The following is a 17,920-nucleotide window of genomic DNA, read 5'->3' as shown; positions in this document are numbered from 1 at the left end:
GCCGGCGCGTCACTTCCCGGCGACGGCGCGACGGCGCCGCGCCTCCTTCGGATCCAGCCGCAGCGGCCGCAGCAGTTCCAGGCGGTCGCCGTCGACCAGCACGCGCTCCGGCGCCACTGCCTCCCCGAACACCGCCAGGCCCGCGGGCGCTTCGCCCTCGAACGCGGCCTCGGCCAGCGCCTGCGCCACGGTCGCACCGACCGGCAATGTCAGCCCGCGGCTTTCGTGGTGCCGCGGCCAGGCGCGGATGACCTCGACGCGGATGGCCTCGACCCGGACCACCGCGCTGCCCTCGCCGGCCATCGCTCAGGCCTCCTCGCGGTCGGCCACGCGCACGAAATCGTCGACCATGCGATCGGCCAGGCTCTGGAAGCCCAGCACGAAGGCTGGGCCCAGCAGGCGGCTGTTCGGCTCGAAATCGAGGGTCAGGCTGACCTTGCAGGCGGATTCGTCCAGCGCATGGAACTGCCAGCGCCCCGCCAGCTTCCGGAACGGCCCGTCGCGCAGCAGCATGTCGATGTGGTGCGGCGGGGTCAGCGTGTTCTCGGTGGTGAACCACGTGCTGATGCCGCCCAGCCCCAGGTCCAGCTTGGCGACCACGCGGGCCTCGTCGGCCTCCAGGACTTCGGCCGCCTCGCACCAGTCGAAGCGGCGCGGATAGGCAGCGACATCGTTCACCAGCGCGAACATCTTCGCGGCGGAGTGTTCGACCAGGGCGGAGCGTTGGATGACCGGCATGGAGGGAGGCGTCCCGGATGACTCGCGGGATCGCCCCGCATGGGGGACAATGCCGCGGATGAGCAATCAGAAAGCGCAAAAGGATAAGGCAAAGGGCCCCGGGAAGTCCGACAAGGCCGCACCGCCGATCAAGACCATCGCCCTCAACAAGCGGGCGAAGCACGAATACCACCTCGAACACCGCTTCGAGGCCGGCATGTCGCTGCAGGGCTGGGAGCTGAAGTCGATCCGCGCCGGGCGCGCCAACATCGGCGACGCCTACGCCATGATCAACGACGGCGAACTGTTCCTGTACGGCTCGCAGATCACCCCGCTGATCCAGGCCTCGACCCACGTCATCGCCAACGACCGCCGCACCCGCAAGCTGCTGATGCACCGGCGCGAGATCGACCAGCTCGTCGGCCGCATCCAGCGCGACGGTTACACCCTCGTCCCCACCGCGCTGTACTGGAAGGGCAACAAGGTGAAACTGGAAATCGCGCTCGCCAAGGGCAAGCAGGCCCACGACAAGCGCGACGCCGCCCGCGACCGCGACTGGGCTCGCGAGAAACAGCGCGCCATGCGGGCCCGCAACAAGGACGCGTGATCGGGAGATCGGTGCCGGAAACAGGCATCGAACCCGCACCCGCTTCCCACTGTCATCCCGAACGGACGTGAGGGATCTGCTTTTACTGCGGTCCGCGATCGTGCCGATGGCAAGCAGATCCCGCCTCGGGCTGCACCCTCGTTCGGGATGACAAGGTTTCGTCGCGACGCTTGATCCCGCCCCACCCCGCCCCCATACTGCCGGCGTCGATCGAAAGAACGACTCCATCGAAACGAAATTCCCGGTCACGGGGGTGCATTGGCTTCGACGGGGGTTGCGAAATCGCACGGCGCATGCCGAGGGGGCAGCTTTCCTCGTTAATCCAGCGGCAAACAATCAGACGCCAACGACGACGTCTACGCTCTGGCCGCTTAAGGCCTAGCCCCGAACCCACTTGTGCCCGTGCTCGTGGATGTAGGGTCATTATCACGGGATCGGTTCCGGCGGCGACCCGTCAACCAGGACCTAGATCAAGCGGGTATGTCCTGCGGTGTGCTTCGCACGCCGTGTTGCCGCAGGGCGAGATCAAACGGTGAGCTAAGCATGTAGTGCCGGGCATGGAGTGCCTTCGGACGGGGGTTCAATTCCCCCCACCTCCACCAAACGAAAAGCCCCGGGCGCGAGCCCGGGGCTTCTTGTTTCCGGCGACCTGTCCACCCGCCCTGACCGACCATCCGATGCGGGATCGCCACCGCGCGCGGCGCCCCGGGCTTGCGCACGACCCGCCCGCAAGCCCATGAAAACACGATGGAACACGCTGGCCGGCGACGCCGTGCAGGCTCGGGATCACGCGGCCTTAACCATTGTTTGCGATTGCAGGCACAACTTTTGACAACGCTGGACAATCGCATCCGGAAACGTGATCCGTCGCAATCTTTTCATCCGGGCGAAATGCAAGATTGCCGCGCCGGACGACGCATTCCCCTGTCCGCACGGGTCGAGCGATCCCCCCCTCCGTGCGTCGACCGGCCGCAAGCGCGTGTCCGGAGTGCCCGGGATGCCTTTCCGATCGGCTGCGGCCGGCGACGGGCACGCCTGCGCGTCGACACGACACATGGAGCCACACAGGAGAATGGAGATGTTCGATCGTTATGCCGTCGTGGGCCATTTCTACGATTTCACCAGCAACCTCTACAGCGGGAAGTCGATCCAGCGTTGCAAGGTGGCGCACCTCGACCGGCTCAGGCCCGGCGACAAGGTGCTGTTCGCCGGCGTCGGCCACGGCCGCGACGCGTTGGAGGCCGCGAAACGCGGTGCCGACGTCACCGTCGTCGACCTGTCGAAGACCATGCTCATGAAGTTCTCGCGGGTGCTGGCCGCCGACGGCAACGCCGTCGTGGTCCGCCAGGTGCACAGCGACATCATGGTCTTCGACGAACCGGAGCGCTACGACATGGTCGTGGCGAACTTCTTCCTCAACGTCTTCAACCGCGAGATGGTGTCGAAGGTGCTGGCACACCTGATCGCGCAGGCGAAACCCGGCGGCAAGGTCGTCGTCGGCGATTTCGCGCACCCGCAGGGCAACGCGCTCGTGCGCATGGCGAAGACGCTTTACTGGTATGTCGCGGTACTCTTCTTCTGGCTGGTCGCCGGCAATGCCGTGCACGACATCTACGACTATCCGGCGCTGATGGACAAGCTCGGCCTCCGGGTCGAGGGGAAGAAGTATTTCCCGATCCTCGGCATGGACTTCTACTGGTCCGTGCTCGGTCACAAGCCTGCCTGACCGGATCGCCCGCCACCGCCGAAGGAACCGGACGCCACCGCATCGGCTTCGCAAAGGAATTGCGGACATGAACGACCAGACGCTGACCCTGGATGCCGGGCGCGCGCCGCGTGCCGCGCGGGAGGACGCCCGCGGTTTTGCGATCGGCCAACGCGCCGAGTTCCTCAAGCGCCACGGCGAGCACGCGATGGCGTTCTCGACGATGCAGCCCGGCATGTCGTACCACGACATGCTCGGCATCGGCTACCTGGCGTACGCACGCCACTGGGGCATCCACTTCGCGCTCGCCGATCCGGTCTGCGACCCGCGCGATGTCGAGACCATGATCGATGGTTTCCTCGACGCGCATCCGAACGCCGTGTTCACGCAAGTGAGCGAACCGGTGGCGGAACTGCTGCATCGCCGGCACGGTTTCTACGCGACGCAGTTCGGCTCGGAATCGCGGGTGATGCTGCACGACTGGGACCTGCGCGGGAGCCGCAAGCAGATCATCCGCACCGCGGTCAACCAGGCGCGGCAGCAAGGCATCGAAGTACGCGAAGGCCGCTGCGAACAGCAGACGCGCGCGATCTCGGAAGCCTGGATCCGCACGCGCAAGTGCAAGAGCAACGAGATCCGGTTCCTGATCCGGCCGATGCTCATGGATTACGTGGAGGGCACGCGCCACTTCTACGCCTGGCGCGGGAACGAAGCGATCGGCTTCATCCACTTCGACCCGATCTACCGCGACGGCCGCGTCGTCGGCTACGTGCCGAACATCTCGCGCGCCTGCCCGTCGTTCCGGCAAGGCCTGTGGTATCCGATGATGGCGCACGCCATGGAGGTCTTCAGAGCCGAAGGCATCGAATACCTCGACATGGGCCTGATCCCGCTGCTGCTGGACGAGCGCGTGGAAGCGCATGAATCGGCGGCGCTGCGGCTCGTGCTCGACGCGATCCTGCGCTGGGGACATTCGCTGTACAACTTCCGCGGCGTGGCGTTCGCGAAATCGCGCTTCCACGGCGAGCTTCGCAAGAGCTACTTCTGCCATCGGCAACCGCTGCCGGCACTGGCCGCAACGGCGATGTTCCGGCTGACGCGGTTGATCTGACGCGCCGAGGTCCGCCCCCCCCGGCCGAACATGCGGGTGTCGCCGCTCGGCTAGACTCCACGACGGACGGCGCCGTACCGGAGGCCGCCCCGCACATGGAGCGCGTCATGCCGCCGACCATCGATTCCGTCGACCGTCTTTCCCGCCGCCGTGATCGCATCACCGCGGGCCTGATCGGCCTGCTCGTCGGCGACGCGCTGGGCGTGCCCTACGAATTCAATCCGCCGGAACGCATTCCGCCCGCGGACCGGATCGAATACGCGCCGCCGCCGGGCTTCGACCGCTCGCACAAGGGCGTGCCGCCGGGCACATGGTCGGACGACGGCGCGCAGGCGCTGTGCCTGCTGGCGTCATTGCTCGCATGCGATCGCCTCGACCTCGCCGACTTCGCGCAGCGCCTCGTGCGCTGGTACGACGACGGCTATCTCGCCGTCGACGGCCACGTGTTCGACGTCGGCATCACCACCGCGCAGGCGATCCGCGCGGTGAAGAGCGGCGAAGCACCGGAGCGCGCCGGCCCCGACGGCGTGCACAGCAACGGCAACGGCTCGCTGATGCGCGTGTTGCCGCTGGCGCTGTGGCATCACGGCGACGACGCCGCGCTCGTGCGCGACGCCCGCGCGCAGTCGCTCGTCACGCACGGCCACCTGCGCGCGCAACTGTGCTGCGCGCTCTATTGCCTGTGGGCGCGCCGCCTGCTCGACGACGTCGACGCGCCCTGGGACGACGCCGTCCGCACGCTGCGCGTGCTCATCGCCGACGAACCCGCGGCCGTCGAGGAACTGGAGTGGTCGATCCGCCCCGACGACCCGCCCATCGGCGAAGGCAGCGGCTACGTCGTCGATTCCCTGCGCTCCGCCCGCTGGGCCGTCGAAGCCCCGACTACGAAAGCGCCGTCCGCCGCGCCATCCGCCTCGGCCACGACACCGACACCACCGCTTGCATCGCGGGTGGCATCGCGGGGCTGATGCATGGGGTGGTGGGAATTCCGGTGCGGTGGCGGGAGGGGTTGCGGGGTGGGGAGTTGTATCGCGGGTTGCTGGAGCGGTTGTTGGTGTGGGTCGAAGTGCTGTAGCCCGGACATGGCCGCACTCGGGAATCCTCGGAATCCGCGCTTCCCTGTCCCGGGTGCGCGCTTAGTGCTTGTCCGGGCTACGCAGTGATGCGGCTTGGGACGGGAATTTGGATTCCTAGGCGGTGGCCGCGAACGCCGCGTGATAGGTCACGCGTCCTTGCGGCATCGTCGACCCGAGTCGCAATGTCTGGAAATTCTGCGGCGGCACGCCTTCCAGCACGAGGCCGGGATCGGGCCGGAAGCCGAATCGCCGGTAATAGCCGGGATCGCCCAGCAGCACGCAGCCCTGCGCGTCCAACGTCCTAAGCGCCTTCATGGCGTCGTGCATCAGGGCGGAGCCGACACCGGCACGCTGATGCGCCGGCAACACCGAAATCGGACCAAGGCCGTACCACCCCGTTGCGCCATCGGACACCGCGACGGGCGACAAGGCCACGTGGCCGACGATGACGCCTTCCCGCTCGGCCACCAAGGAAACGGCCAATGCTCCCGCGCGCCTCAACGCATTCACGATGTACTGCTCGGTGTGACGGCTGCGCACGACCTCGCGGAAGGCCTCGATCGTGACCACTTCGATGGCGGCCACGTCGGCAGGCGTTTCGTCTCTGACCACGAGTTTCACGAGGATGCCTCCACTTGGCCAACGCAGGCCGGCGCACGGGGCAAGCCTACATGCCAGGATCGCAGGCCGGGGCAAAGACGCATCCATGCGACGCGGCATCGTCACACGCCACCAGATGCCCCCACACCCCCGCCAGCGAGACGAGGTCCTGGCGGTTGTGGTCGGCGACGCGGCGGAGGTCGCGGGCGGAGCCGCCGCGGAGGTAGCGGAGCCAGGCGGCGGGGGCTTCGCTACCGGGGAGGTCGTCCTCGCGGACGATGCCGAGGACGCGGCGTTCGATCGTCGCCAAGCGACAGTTCTCCCAGCGGCCGCGGTAGCGGCGGCGGACGGGATGCAGCAGGTCGACGTGGTCGCAGGCGGGCAGCGGGTTGGTCAGGCGCGCGAGGCGGTAGCGGGCGGCCAGCAGCGGGGCGTCGTAGCTGCGGCCGTTGTAGCTGGCGAGCACGGTGCCGGGCACCAGCGCCTCGGCGAAGGCGGCCAGCAGGTCGCGCTCCGCGGCCATCGCGGTGAGATACCACTGGCGCACGTGCAGGCCGGCGTCGGTCCAGCGCGCGGCGCCGATCATGAAGGCACGGGTGCCGGTGCCGCCGGCGAGCCCGGTGGTCTCGGTGTCGAAGAACAGCACGTCGGCGGTGGCGACGTCGTCCTCGCGGCGGGCGAAGGTCAGCGGCACGCGCGCGGGCAACGGTTCGCATGGATGCAGCGATTCGACGAGCCGCAGGCCCGGCGCGATTTCCTCGCCGACGAGCGCGCGATCGTGCGCGTCCGCCGCGGGCCGCGCGAGTGCGGGCGCACGCACGCGCAGGAGCCGGCGCAGGTCGTCGATCGTCTGCGCAGGCGTCGCGCGCGGCGCCTGCGCGGGTGCCGCCGCAGGCACAGGCGATGCGCCCTGCCCCGCCTGCCGGCGCAGCATGCGCAGGCGATCGAGCGTGGCGGCCTGCGTCATCCTCGCCCCCTCTCCCCGATCCCTCTCCCGCGAGGGGAGAGGAACTTGAAGCCCGCATTGCCCCGGCGCCTTCCTTCTCCCCGCCTGCGGGGAGAAGGTGCCCGAAGGGCGGATGAGGGGCGGGGCGCGGCGGTTGAAGCACGCCCGGCAACCTCTCGCTGCGGATGCGGCCACCGCCGGCCGGGAACGCACCCGCCGCTCCCCTCGCTGAAGAAGAACCGGGGAAACGGACGACGGCGCATCGCGCAACTCATCCGAGTACATCGACCGCCGACAACGCCACCAGCACGCGCCGCGCGTGCGCTTTCGCGGTGGCGTCGCGGGCGGCGTCGACGGCCAGCACCGGGCCGACGCAGGCCGGGCAGCCGGCGGCGCAGTCGCAGCCATCGATCAACTCGATCGCGCGACGCAGCAGTTCCGCCTGCCGCGTCCACAGCGGTTCGGCCAGGCCCACGCCGCCGGGATAGTTGTCGTAGAGGTACAGCGTGGGCGTGAACGCGCCCTGCCCGTCGTCCGGCATGGCTTCGTCGCCGACCATGCGCATCTGCCCGCGGCCGCGCGTGTCGGCGGCGGCGAACCATGCGCCGTCGCCGCTGCCGACCGCCTTCTGCAGGTCGGCGGCGTCGGCCATCACCGCGATGCGGGCGACGGTGTGCACGGCGTGCGCCGCGCCGAGGAAGCCGTCGAGCGCGTCCTGCCGCGACGCGAACAGGCTGTCGAGCACCGGCTGCGGCAGCTGCCACCACACCGCGGTGGTGTGCATCTCGGCGTCGGGCAGGTTCACCGGGCCGTAGCCGATGTTCTCGTGGGTGTAGTAGCGGATCTTCTTGTAGCCGGACACGCGCCGCACCACGTGCACTTCGCCGTGGTGGCAGCCGCCGGTGCCGGCGACCACGCCGTCGAACGATTCCAGCACCTTCAGCTTCGTGTAGTCGATGGCGTCGGTGTAGTAGTCGACGTGGGTGCGGGTGACGTAGGCTTTGCGGCCGTCCCAGTCGAGGCGTTCGACCTGGTACGGCGTCGACTGCACCATGTGGATCGCGCCTTCGTACAGCAGCAGCGGCGCCGAGCTGAAATCGACCTCGGCGATGATGACCTGCCGGCCGTCGGTGCGATCGACCACCACGAAGTTGCCGTCCGCGACCGAGCGCAGGCTCACCGCGTTCGCCGGATAGCTGTCGGCGATCCATTCCCACGTGCCGCCTTCGGCGTGCAGCACGCCGTCCTCGGCCAGCAGTTCGAGATACACCTGCGGCTCGACCGGGCCGAAGGCGTCGCCGTCGCGGAACGGCAGCTCGAACGCGGCGCAGCGGATGTGGTCGAGCAGGATCACCGGCTGGTCCGGCGCGATGCGCGCGTGCTCCGGCGGCGCCGACGAGAAGAAGTCCGGATGGCGGACGATGTACTGGTCCAGCGGATCGGAACTCGCGACCAGCACGCCCAGCGATGGCTGCTGCCGGCGCCCGGCGCGACCGATGCGCTGCCACGTCGCGGCGATGCCGCCGGGATAGCCGTTGAGCACGACCACGTCGAGGCTGCCGATGTCCACGCCCAGTTCCAGCGCGGACGTGGCGACGATGCCGTCGATGCGGCCGGCGCGCATCGCGCGTTCGGCCTCGCGGCGCTCGGTCGGCAGATAGCCGCCGCGATAGGCGCGGATGCGCGCGGGCTTGCGCGGATCGTGGTCGAACACGTCCTTGAGGTATTTCGTCAACACCTCGACCATCGTCCGCGACTGCGCGAACACCAGCGTCTTCAGCCCGGCCTTGATCGCCATGCGCGCGATGCGCGTGGTCTGCGAGCGCGCGGAGGCGCGCAGGCCGAGGTCGGGATTGGTGACCGGCGGGTTCCACAGCAGCACGTGCTTGTCGCCAGTGGGCGCGCCGGACTCGGTGATGGCGGTGACGCGCCGCCCGACCAGCGCCTCGGCGTGCGCCTGCGGGTTGCCGATGGTGGCCGAGCACAGGATGAACTGCGGGCGCGCGCCGTAGAACGCACAGATGCGTTCGAGCCGCCGCAGCACGTTCGCGAGGTGCGAGCCGAACACGCCGCGGTAGGTGTGGATCTCGTCGATGACGATGTAGCGCAGGTGCTCGAACAGCTGCGCCCACTTGGTGTGATGCGGCAGGATGCCCTGATGCAGCATGTCCGGGTTGGTGACGACGATGTCGCCGTTGAGCCGGATCGCCTGGCGCTGGTCGCCGGGCGTGTCGCCGTCGAAGGTCGCGGCGCGCACGCCGAGGTCGCCGGCCTTCGTCAGTTCAAGCAGTTCGGCGACCTGGTCCTGCGCCAGCGCCTTGGTCGGAAACAGGTACAGCGCCTTGCCGCGATCGCGCAGCGCCGACGCGACGACCGGCAGCGTGTAGCAGAGCGTCTTGCCTGACGCCGTGGGCGTGACGACGACGACGTCCTCGCCGCGCTGCGTCGCCGCCCATGCCTCGGCCTGGTGGCTGTAGAGCCGCGTCAGGCCGCGGGCACGCAGGGCGTCGGCGAGCCGCGGCGGCAGGTCGTCGGGGAAGTCGGCGTAGCGGCCTTCGCGGCCGGGCACGTGGATCGCGCCGGTCACGCGGTCGGGATACTTGCCGGACAGGCGCACCGCCAGCGAGGCGCCGCTGGCGGGCGGCTGCGGTCGCGCGGGTGCGGGCAGGAAGCCGGCGGCCAGCAGCGGCAACTCGGGCGACGGTTCGGACGATGGTTCAAGCGCGGCGGACATCGGCGGCACCGGGACGACGGGGCCGCAGGTGTACGCCGGGAATGTCTCACGGGGTGAGATCGTGGGCAGGGATGGGGATGAAGCGCGCGTCCCGATACTCGTCACCCTTCCACCATCGTCACCCCGGCGAACGCCGGGGCCCAGCTTTTTCAGGGGAAACCCGAACGACCGAATCCCGTCGAATGATCATGCAGAGCAGAGAGCTGGACCCCGGCGTTCGCCGGGGTGACGGTTGAGTGGGTGACGGTTGAGTGGGTGACGGCTGGTGTGGGCGACGGTTGATTCGGGTGACGGTGCTTCCGGGGTGACGAATCGTCGCAAGCGCGCCTACGATGACGCTTCGCTTCCGCCGCACGCCCATGGCCGACGTCGCCCGCACATCGCTGCCGAAGATGCCGCCCGGGGTGTGGGTGCTCGGCTTCGTGAGCCTGCTGATGGACGTCTCGTCGGAGATGATCCACAGCCTGCTGCCGCTGTTCATGGTCGGCACGCTGGGCGCGAGCGTGTTCTCGGTCGGGCTGATCGAAGGCATCGCCGAATCGACCGCGCTGATCGTGAAGATCTTCTCCGGCGCGGTCAGCGATTGGCTGGGACGCCGCAAGGGGCTGGCGGTGTTCGGCTATGCGCTGGGCGCGTTCACCAAGCCGCTGTTCGCGTTCGCGCCGAGCCTGGGCTGGGTGCTGGCCGGGCGCTTCGTCGATCGCATCGGCAAGGGCATCCGCGGCGCGCCGCGCGACGCGCTGGTGGCGGACATCGCGCCGCCGGAGATCCGCGGCGCCGCGTTCGGGCTGCGGCAGTCGCTGGACACCGTGGGTGCGTTCGTCGGCCCGCTGCTGGCGACCGGGCTGATGCTGCTGTGGGCCAGCGACGTGCGCGCGGTGTTCAAGGTCGCGATCATTCCCGGCCTGCTGGCGGTGGCGCTGCTGCTGTTCGGCGTGCGCGAACCCGCAGCGCAGGCGGAGACCAAGCGCCGCGGCAATCCCATCTCGCGGGCGCAACTGGCGCGGCTGGGCGGCGCGTACTGGCAGGTGGTGGCGATCGGCGCGGTGTTCACCCTCGCCCGCTTCAGCGAGGCCTTCCTCGTGCTGCGCGCGGCCGACTGCGGCATCGGTGCGGCGCTGGTGCCGCTGGTGATGGTCTCGATGAACGCGATCTACGCCGGCGTCGCCTACCCGGCCGGTGTGCTGGCCGACCGCATGTCGCATCGCGCGCTGCTGGCGATCGGGCTGGTCGTGCTGGTGGCGGCCGACCTCGTGCTCGCCGGCGCCCGCGACTGGCCGCTGCTGCTGGCCGGCGTGGCGCTGTGGGGCGTGCACATGGGCCTGACCCAGGGCCTGCTGGCGGCGATGGTTGCCGACACCGCACCGGCCGACCTGCGCGGCACGGCGTTCGGCATGTTCAACCTCGCCGCGGGCCTCGCGATGCTGGTCGCCAGCGCGGTCGCCGGCCTGCTGTGGGACCGGCTGGGCGCCGGCGCGACGTTCCTGACCGGTGCGGGCCTCAGCGTAATGACGCTGTGCGCGCTCGGCGTGCTGGGTTTCCGGCCACCTCAAACGCCGACGGCGCCCTGAGCGGACGCCGTCGGTCGAGATGAAGCGCGGGATCGATCAGGAGCCGGCCGGCGGAGTCGTCGTCAGCGGCACCACGCGGATCTCGACGCGGCGGTTCTGCGCACGGCCGCTGTCGGTGTCGTTGCTGGCGATCGGATAGCGCTCGCCCATGCCGACCACTTCGAAGCGCTGGCGCATCAGGCCCTTGCCGACGAGATAGTTGCTGACCGACGCCGCACGCTGTTCGGACAACTTCTGGTTGTAGTCGTCGCTGCCGACGCTGTCGGTGTGGCCGCTGATCTCGACCACGGTCTGGTTGTAGTCGGCCATGGTGCCGGCGACCTGGTCGAGCGCCGGGTAGAACTGCGGCTTCAGCGCGGCGCTGTTGAAGTCGAAGGTGACGGCATCGGGCAGGTTGAGCTTGATGACGTCGCCGTCGCGGGTGACCTCGATGCCGGTGCCGACGGTACGGCGGCGCAGCTCGGCTTCCTGGCGATCCTGGTAGGCGCCGACCGCGCCGCCGGCGATCGCGCCGACGCCCGCGCCGACCAGCGCACGCTGGCGACGCTCCAGCGCGTCGTCGCCGCTGAGGATGCCGGCGACGGCGCCGATGGCCGCACCGATGAGCGCGCCGTTGCGGGTGCGGTTGGGGTCGTTCGGATCGTTGGTCTGGCCGGTGTAGGTGGCACAGCCGCTGAGCAGCAGGCTCGCTGCCAGCGCGGCGGCGACGGGCGTGGTGAAGGGAATGCGCATGGGGGAATCCTCGGAGTGCGGCCATGGGCCGTGGGCGAGGCCACCCTAGGCGCCCGAAGCTGACGTTGCGCTGTCCGGGCGCAATGCGGGGTCGGGCGTGCGCGGTGCGGGCGGTGTGCCGTTTATGTAGGAGCGCCGGGAGGCGCGACCTGATGACATGCACGGGGTCGCGCCTTCCGGCGCTCCTACGAACAGCAGAGCGTCAGCTCATCAGGGCTTCGGCCGCCACCGAGTTCAGCGGCCGCTGCCAGTCGCCCATCAGCGAGAGGTACAGCAGCTTCTCGAATTCGGCGCCGAAGCGCTGGATCACCGCGTGCGGGTCGGGGATGAGCTTGGCGTCGGCGATCAGGCCGAAATGCACGCGGCCGTTGTAGCTGAGGATCGACAGGCCGATGCCGATGGAGCCGGTCTGCGGCACCCAGAACATCATTTCGCGGATGCGGCTGCCGGCGAGGTACAGCGGCTGCTGCGGGCCGGGCACGTTGGTCGCCACCGCGGTCGCCTTGCGGCTGAACAGCTCCAGCGCCAGTTCCTGCACGCCGGACGGCGTCATGCCCAGCGCGGCGAGCAGGCCGTACGCGACGATGGCCTGCCGCGAGTTCTTCAGCTGCTTCATGCACTCGGCGACGTGTTCGAGCCGGCGGATCGGGTTGCCGAGACCGACCGGCAGGTCGAGGAACACCAGGCCGAAGTGGTTGCCGAGCTTGCGCGCATGTTCCAGCGGACGCAGGTTGACCGGCACCGTCGCGCGCAGGCTGAGGCCGTCGACCTGTTCGCCACGCTCGATCATGTAGTCGCGCAGCGCGCCGGTGGCGGTGGCCATCAGCACGTCGTTGACCGTGCAGTCGCAGGCGCGGCCGACGGCCTTCACTTCCTCCAGATCCAGCGGCGGCGCCCAGGCGACGCGCTTGCTCACGCCGAGCCGGCCGCGCAGCAGCGACGGCGGGTCGTCGGGCAGCGCCAGCGCCTGCACCAGTTCGCGGGCGATCTCCCCGCCCTCCTTCGCCAGCACGCCGGCCAGCGTCGGATCGCGGTACATGTCCATGCCCTTCCCGAACGCCTTCGCGCCGAGCTTGGCATAGCGCTCCATCGCGCCGACGCGGTTGGCGACCTTCGCGCCGTCCTTCTTCAGCCACGCCTTCGACAGCGGCGTGCCCTTCTCCGGATGCGGCGTGGTGTCGGTCAGCGACAGCAGCACCTGCACCAGCGCGATGCCGTCGGCGTAGCTGTGGTGGATGCGTGACACCAGTGCGGAACCGCCGTGGTATTTCTCGACCAGATGGAACTGCCAGAGCGGCTTGGTCTTGTCGAGCGGGCTGGACGCGAGGTTGCCGGCGAAGCGCTCCAGCGCCTTCTGGTCGCCGCGGCCAGGCAGCGCCGAGAGGCGCACGTGCCAGTCGAGGTCGAAATCCTCGTCGTCCTGCCACGCCATGCCGCCGGGCGTCTCCACCGGCTTCATGCGGAAGCGGGTGTAGGCGAGGAAGCGTTTCTCGATCACCTTCTTGAGTTTCGCGAGCGTGATCGGCTCGTCGAACATCAGCACGCCGGTGATCATCATCGGGTTGGTCGGTTTCTCCATCCGCAACCAGGCGGTGTCGACCCGCGACATGGATTCCCGGCGCCGGCGCGGCGCTTCGGACGGCTGCGCGGCTGCGCCTGCGGACTGCTGTTCGGCCATGGTGTCCTCCCCAACTGCGGCGAGTGAACCATGCGCCCGAGCCCGGGTCAACGCGGGCGCCGCGGCCCGCGGCGGTCGTCGATCAGCGCCCCTCGTCCGCGCTGCCAGCGATGCCGCGATAGGCCGCCAGCGCGGCCTCGCGGCCCTGCGCGAGGTCGACGATCGGCCGGCGCGGGTAGTCCGGGGCGAGTCGCGCGAGCGTGCGCGGCTCGGTCCACGGGGCGAAGCGCAGCGCCTGCGGCAGCTTCGCCAGTTCCGGCACCCAGCGGGTGATGTAGGCCGCGTCGGGATCGAACTTCTCCGCCTGCGTCACCGGGTTGAAGATGCGGAAGTACGGCGCGGCGTCGGCGCCGGTGCCGCCGATCCACTGCCAGCCCAGCGTGTTGTTGGCGAGGTCGGCATCGACCAGCGTGTCCCAGAACCAGCGCGCGCCTTCACGCCAGTGGTAGCGCAGGTGCTTGCACAGGTAGCTGCCGACGATCATCCGCACGCGGTTGTGCATCCAGCCGGTGGCCCAGAGCTCGCGCATGCCGGCGTCGACGATCGGCACGCCGGTGCGGCCATGGCGCCAGGCATCGCGCAGGTGCGGGTCCACGCGTGCCCAGTCGAAATCGGCGAAACGCGGATTGAGGTTGCGCTCCGGCGTTTCCGGGAAATGGTGCAGCAGGTGGTACGCGAACTCGCGCCAGCCCAGTTGCCGCACATAGCCGTCGACCGCGGTGCCGCCGCTCGGGTGTGCGTCACGCAGCGCATGCACGATCCGCCACGGCGCGATCTCGCCGTGGTGCAGGTGCGGCGACAGCCGCGAGGTGCCGACGTGGTCTGGACGGTCGCGTTCGTCGAGGTACTGCATCGCCGCCGCGTCGATGAACAGGCCGAGCGCCGCACGTGCACCGGCCTCGCCGGGCACGAAGCGCTCCCAGAAGCCGGTGTCCCATTCAGGCTTCGGGGTCAGACCCAGCGCATCGAGCGACAGACCGTGCGGGCCGTCGTCCGTGCATGGCAGCGTCGCCGGGGCATCGCGCGACGGCGGCAGCGACAGCATCGCGGCGCCCGCCTTCCAGAACGGCGTGAACACCCGGTACGGCCCGCCCTGCTTGTTGAGCAGCTTCCACGGCTCGATCAGCAGCGCGCCGTCGAAACTCTCCGCGCGCAGCCCCTGCCGGCGCAGCGCGGCCTTCACCGCGGTGTCGCGCTTCTCGATCGCCGGCTCGTAGCGGCGATTCCAGAACACCGCCTCGGCATCGCAGGCGGCGGCCAGCGTCTGCAGCGTCTGCAGCGAGGGCGAGTGGAAGATGCGCAGCCGCGAGCCGCGTTTGCGCAGGTCGGCATCGAGCGCCGCCAGCGACTTCCGCCGCCACGCCAGCACCGCGGCACCGGGCGTCCAGTCGCCCTCTTCCTCCGGCGCGTGGATGTAGACCGGGATCGGCACGTAACCGCCGTCGAGCGCCGCCTGCAGCGCCGGATGATCGGCCAGGCGGAGATCGTTGCGGAACCAGACAAGGGCGTTGGGCATCGGAACGCTCTGGCGGAGGGGCGGACGCCGGATCCGGCGTGTCGTCGGCCGGAGCATACCCGCCGCACGGGCGATGGCGAAGCGGTCAGGACGCGGGCGATGCCGCGGGATCAACCGCCGTCTCCGCCAGCGCCTTGCGCAGCGCCGCCGCACGCGACCGGATCGCGGCGAGGCGCTCCGGCGGCAGGCGGTCGAGGTTGCGCCATTGCATGCCCGCGCGCGGATGGTCGCGGAAGCGGTCGGCGTGGCGGGCGAGGAAATCCCAGTACAGCGTGGTGAACGGGCAGGCCTTCGGGCCGACCGCCTCGGCCGGGTCGAACGGGCAGCCGGCGCAGTGGTTCGACATGCGCTGGATGTACTTGCCCGACGCTGCGTACGGCTTCGACACCATCCTGCCGCCATCGGCGTACTGGCTCATGCCCAGCACGTTCGGCAGTTCCACCCACTCCACTGCATCGACGTACACCGCGAGGTACCAGGCGTGGATCTCGCGCGGGCGCACGCCAACCAGCAGCGCGAACAGCCCGGTCACCATCAGCCGCTGGATGTGGTGGGCGTAACCGAGGTCCAGCGTCTGCCGCAGCGCGTCGCGCAGGCAGGCCATGCGCGTGTCGCCGGTCCAGTAGAAGCCCGGCAGCGGCTGGTTGGCGCCCAGCGCGTTGTCGTCGAGGAAGCCGGGCATGCGCAGCCAGTAGACGCCGCGCACGTACTCGCGCCAGCCGAGGATCTGGCGGACGAAGCCTTCCACCGCCTCCAGCGGCGCGTACCCGGTGCGCCACGCATCGACCGCGGCGTCGATCACCCGTCGCGGCGACAGCAATTTCAGGTTCATCGCCGCCGACAGCCGCGAGTGGTACAGCCACGGCTCGCCCTGCCACATCGCGTCCTGGTAGCGGCCGAATGACGGGAGGCGGTGTTCGACGAAATCGGCGAGCGCGATTTCGGCGTCTTCGGGCGTCAACGGCCAGTCGAACGCCGACAGCGTGCCGGGATGCGACGCGAACCGCGCCTCGACCAGTGCGATGACCTCGCGCGTGATCGCGTCCGGCGGAAACGCGCGCGGCGCCGGCACCAGCCCCGGCCCGCGACGGCCGAAGGACTCGCGGTTCTCGCTGTCGAAGTTCCAGCGCCCGCCGGCCGGCTGGCCGTCGACCATCAGCACGCCCTCGCGCTTGCGCAGCCAGCGGTAGAAGAACTCCAGCCGCAGCTCGCGCTTGCCCTTCGCCCAGTCGGCGAAGTCTTCGGTCGTGCACAGGAAATGCAGGTCCGGGCGCTCGGTCCACGGCACGCCGGCGGCCGCGCAAACCGCCGGCAGCGACTTCGCGAGCCGCCATTCGCCGGGCTTCACCGCGAGCACGCGCGCCGGCCGCAATGCAGCGAGATCGGCGGCGAGCGCGTCCTCCAGCGTCGCATGCGCATGCGTGTCGAGCGCGCGGTAGGCCACGCGCCAGCCGCCCGCGCGCAGGGCATCGCGGAAATGCCGCATCGCGGCGAGGAACACCGCGATCCGCGGCTGCGTGCTCCACACCTGCGTCGCCTCGTGCGCGACTTCGGCCATCCACACGACGTCGTGGTCGGGATCGAAATCGTCGAACACCGCAGAGTACGCGTCGAGCTGGTCGCCGAGCACGACGACCAGATGCCGCACGTGCACCGCGTCGCGCAGCTCAGCCGTTGTGTGGCGCGCCACCGACGTACTCGCGCGGAATGCGGTCGTTGAGGCCGGTCAGGATCTCGTAGGCGATCGTGCCCGCGGCCTGCGCCACGGCCTCGCATTCGATGGCGGCATCGCCCTGCCGGCCGATCAGCACGACCTCGTCCTCGTTGTACGCGGTGCCGCCGGGGCCGAGGTCGACCATGAACTGGTCCATGCACACGCGGCCGACGATGGGATGGCGTTCGCCGCGGATCAGCACCTCGCCGCGCGAGGACAGCGAACGCGGATAGCCGTCGCCGTAGCCGATCGGCACCGTCACCACGCGGGTGTCGACCGTCGGCGTCCACGTCGCGCCGTAGCTCACCGGCCGACCGGCGCGCACGACCTTGAAGTAGACGACCTGCGAGACCAGCGACAGCGCCGGGCGCAGGTCGACGGTGCGGTGCGAGGCGGGATCGGGCATCACCCCGTACAGCGCGATGCCGGGACGCACCATGTCGAGGTGCGTCTCCGGGAAATGCAGCACGCCGCCGGAATTGGCGAGGTGGCGCAGCGGCATCGGCGCACCGATGCGGGTGAAGTGCGCGCAGGCGTCGAGGAAGCGTTCGAGCTGCAGTGCGGTCATCGGCGACGCCGGATCGTCGGCGCAAGCGAGGTGCGAGTAGACGCCCTTCACGATGCACCAGCGCGACGCGACCGCAGCCTCGATGAACGGTCCGGCATTCTCGCTGTGTACGCCGATGCGTTCCATGCCGGTGTCGATCTTCAGGTGGATCACGGCCTTGCGGCCCAGCGCCGCGGCCGCGGCCTCGACCTGGCGCAATTTGGCGGGCGACGACACCGTGATCTCCAAGTCGTGCTCAATGAACCGCGTCACCTGCGGCGCGTGGATGCCGCCCAGCACCAGGATCGGCACGGTCACGCCGGCCTCGCGCAGCGCGACGCCCTCCTCCACGAACGCCACGCCGAGCTGGTCGACGCCCTGCGCTTCCAGATGCCGCGCGACCGGCACCAGCCCGTGGCCGTAGGCGTTCGCCTTGACGATGCCCATCACCGGCACGCCGGCCCGGGCACGCAGCGCGTGCAGGTTGTGCGCGAGCGCGTCGAGGTCGACGCGGATGCGCGTGGGCCGGTCGCTGGCCTCGGCGTGGCGATGTCGCAGGGCGTCGGGATCGTGGGCGGAAGTGGCGTCGGGCATGCGCGGATTGTAGCCGGCGGGGGCGCACGATCCGCGGCGCACGACGGCGCATGCGTCGAAGATTCCGGCCAC

At 69.9% G+C, this 17,920-nt stretch carries 14 protein-coding genes, 1 other RNA gene and 1 pseudogene; 6 read left to right on the top strand and 10 right to left on the bottom strand.

The genetic code is table 11. The features are described from left to right. Positions 1 to 9 precede the first annotated feature (9 nt). Positions 10 to 303, bottom strand: coding sequence for an RnfH family protein (locus ACT53R_RS07700; RefSeq protein WP_476171267.1), 294 nt, complete (start codon positions 301 to 303; stop codon positions 10 to 12). A 3-nt stretch (positions 304 to 306) separates the two neighbouring features. Beyond that, positions 307 to 738: a type II toxin-antitoxin system RatA family toxin gene (locus tag ACT53R_RS07695; protein ID WP_374298061.1), complete on the bottom strand. Its 432-nt coding sequence runs from the start codon at positions 736 to 738 to the stop codon at positions 307 to 309. A 58-nt stretch (positions 739 to 796) separates the two neighbouring features. Here ACT53R_RS07695 and smpB point away from each other — a divergent pair, with 58 nt between their 5' ends. From smpB to ACT53R_RS07670, 5 genes and pseudogenes are all read left to right on the top strand, one after another. Next, positions 797 to 1,324: an SsrA-binding protein SmpB gene (gene smpB / locus ACT53R_RS07690; protein WP_476171266.1), complete on the top strand. Its 528-nt coding sequence runs from the start codon at positions 797 to 799 to the stop codon at positions 1,322 to 1,324. A gap of 249 nt (positions 1,325 to 1,573) precedes the next feature. After that, positions 1,574 to 1,926, top strand: a transfer-messenger RNA (tmRNA) gene (gene ssrA, locus ACT53R_RS07685). Positions 1,927 to 2,402: 476 nt separating this feature from the next. Then, the gene (locus ACT53R_RS07680) at positions 2,403 to 3,050 is read left to right on the top strand and encodes a class I SAM-dependent methyltransferase (RefSeq protein ID WP_476171265.1); all 648 of its coding nucleotides are present in this window, start codon (positions 2,403 to 2,405) and stop codon (positions 3,048 to 3,050) included. A 67-nt stretch (positions 3,051 to 3,117) separates the two neighbouring features. Continuing rightward, complete coding sequence (locus ACT53R_RS07675; RefSeq protein ID WP_476171264.1) at positions 3,118 to 4,140, top strand: DUF2156 domain-containing protein; 1,023 nt, start codon at positions 3,118 to 3,120, stop codon at positions 4,138 to 4,140. Positions 4,141 to 4,235: 95 nt separating this feature from the next. Further along, positions 4,236 to 5,215 (top strand): annotated as a pseudogene (locus ACT53R_RS07670) (ADP-ribosylglycohydrolase family protein). Positions 5,216 to 5,330: 115 nt separating this feature from the next. Here the strand turns inward: ACT53R_RS07670 and ACT53R_RS07665 are convergent. The 3 genes from ACT53R_RS07665 to ACT53R_RS07655 all read right to left on the bottom strand — a co-directional run bounded on the left by ACT53R_RS07665 (position 5,331) and on the right by ACT53R_RS07655 (position 9,496). Then, entirely contained in the window at positions 5,331 to 5,837 is a 507-nt protein-coding gene (locus tag ACT53R_RS07665; protein WP_476171263.1) for a GNAT family N-acetyltransferase, read from the bottom strand. Between the two features lie 46 nt (positions 5,838 to 5,883). After that, complete coding sequence (locus ACT53R_RS07660; RefSeq protein WP_476171357.1) at positions 5,884 to 6,750, bottom strand: ribonuclease H-like domain-containing protein; 867 nt, start codon at positions 6,748 to 6,750, stop codon at positions 5,884 to 5,886. A gap of 283 nt (positions 6,751 to 7,033) precedes the next feature. Then, entirely contained in the window at positions 7,034 to 9,496 is a 2,463-nt protein-coding gene (locus ACT53R_RS07655) for a DEAD/DEAH box helicase (protein WP_476171262.1), read from the bottom strand. A 332-nt stretch (positions 9,497 to 9,828) separates the two neighbouring features. Between ACT53R_RS07655 and ACT53R_RS07650 the strand changes: the two genes are divergently transcribed. Next, positions 9,829 to 11,067 (top strand): MFS transporter, encoded by a 1,239-nt coding sequence (locus tag ACT53R_RS07650; RefSeq protein WP_476171261.1) that lies wholly within the window; start codon positions 9,829 to 9,831, stop codon positions 11,065 to 11,067. 36 nt (positions 11,068 to 11,103) lie between these two features. Here ACT53R_RS07650 and ACT53R_RS07645 read toward each other — a convergent pair whose 3' ends face one another. The 5 genes from ACT53R_RS07645 to alr all read right to left on the bottom strand — a co-directional run bounded on the left by ACT53R_RS07645 (position 11,104) and on the right by alr (position 17,848). Continuing rightward, complete coding sequence (locus ACT53R_RS07645) at positions 11,104 to 11,799, bottom strand: YiaD family glycine zipper/OmpA-like lipoprotein (RefSeq protein WP_476171260.1); 696 nt, start codon at positions 11,797 to 11,799, stop codon at positions 11,104 to 11,106. Between the two features lie 202 nt (positions 11,800 to 12,001). Further along, positions 12,002 to 13,477 (bottom strand): WS/DGAT/MGAT family O-acyltransferase, encoded by a 1,476-nt coding sequence (locus ACT53R_RS07640; protein WP_476171259.1) that lies wholly within the window; start codon positions 13,475 to 13,477, stop codon positions 12,002 to 12,004. A gap of 82 nt (positions 13,478 to 13,559) precedes the next feature. Further along, positions 13,560 to 14,993 (bottom strand): cryptochrome/photolyase family protein, encoded by a 1,434-nt coding sequence (locus ACT53R_RS07635; RefSeq protein ID WP_476171258.1) that lies wholly within the window; start codon positions 14,991 to 14,993, stop codon positions 13,560 to 13,562. A gap of 85 nt (positions 14,994 to 15,078) precedes the next feature. Continuing rightward, positions 15,079 to 16,683, bottom strand: coding sequence for a cryptochrome/photolyase family protein (locus ACT53R_RS07630; RefSeq protein ID WP_476171257.1), 1,605 nt, complete (start codon positions 16,681 to 16,683; stop codon positions 15,079 to 15,081). Beyond that, positions 16,661 to 17,848 carry an alanine racemase gene (alr, locus tag ACT53R_RS07625; protein ID WP_476171256.1) on the bottom strand — a complete coding sequence of 396 codons (1,188 nt, stop codon included), beginning with the start codon at positions 17,846 to 17,848 and terminating at the stop codon, positions 16,661 to 16,663. The genes ACT53R_RS07630 and alr overlap by 23 nt, the downstream gene beginning before the upstream one ends. Between the last annotated feature and the right edge of the window lie 72 nt (positions 17,849 to 17,920).

The organism is Lysobacter sp. DMC104, assembly GCF_056313665.1.
The sequence above is the reverse complement of the archived record's forward strand: the minus strand, read 5'-3'. Positions and strand labels throughout refer to the sequence as shown.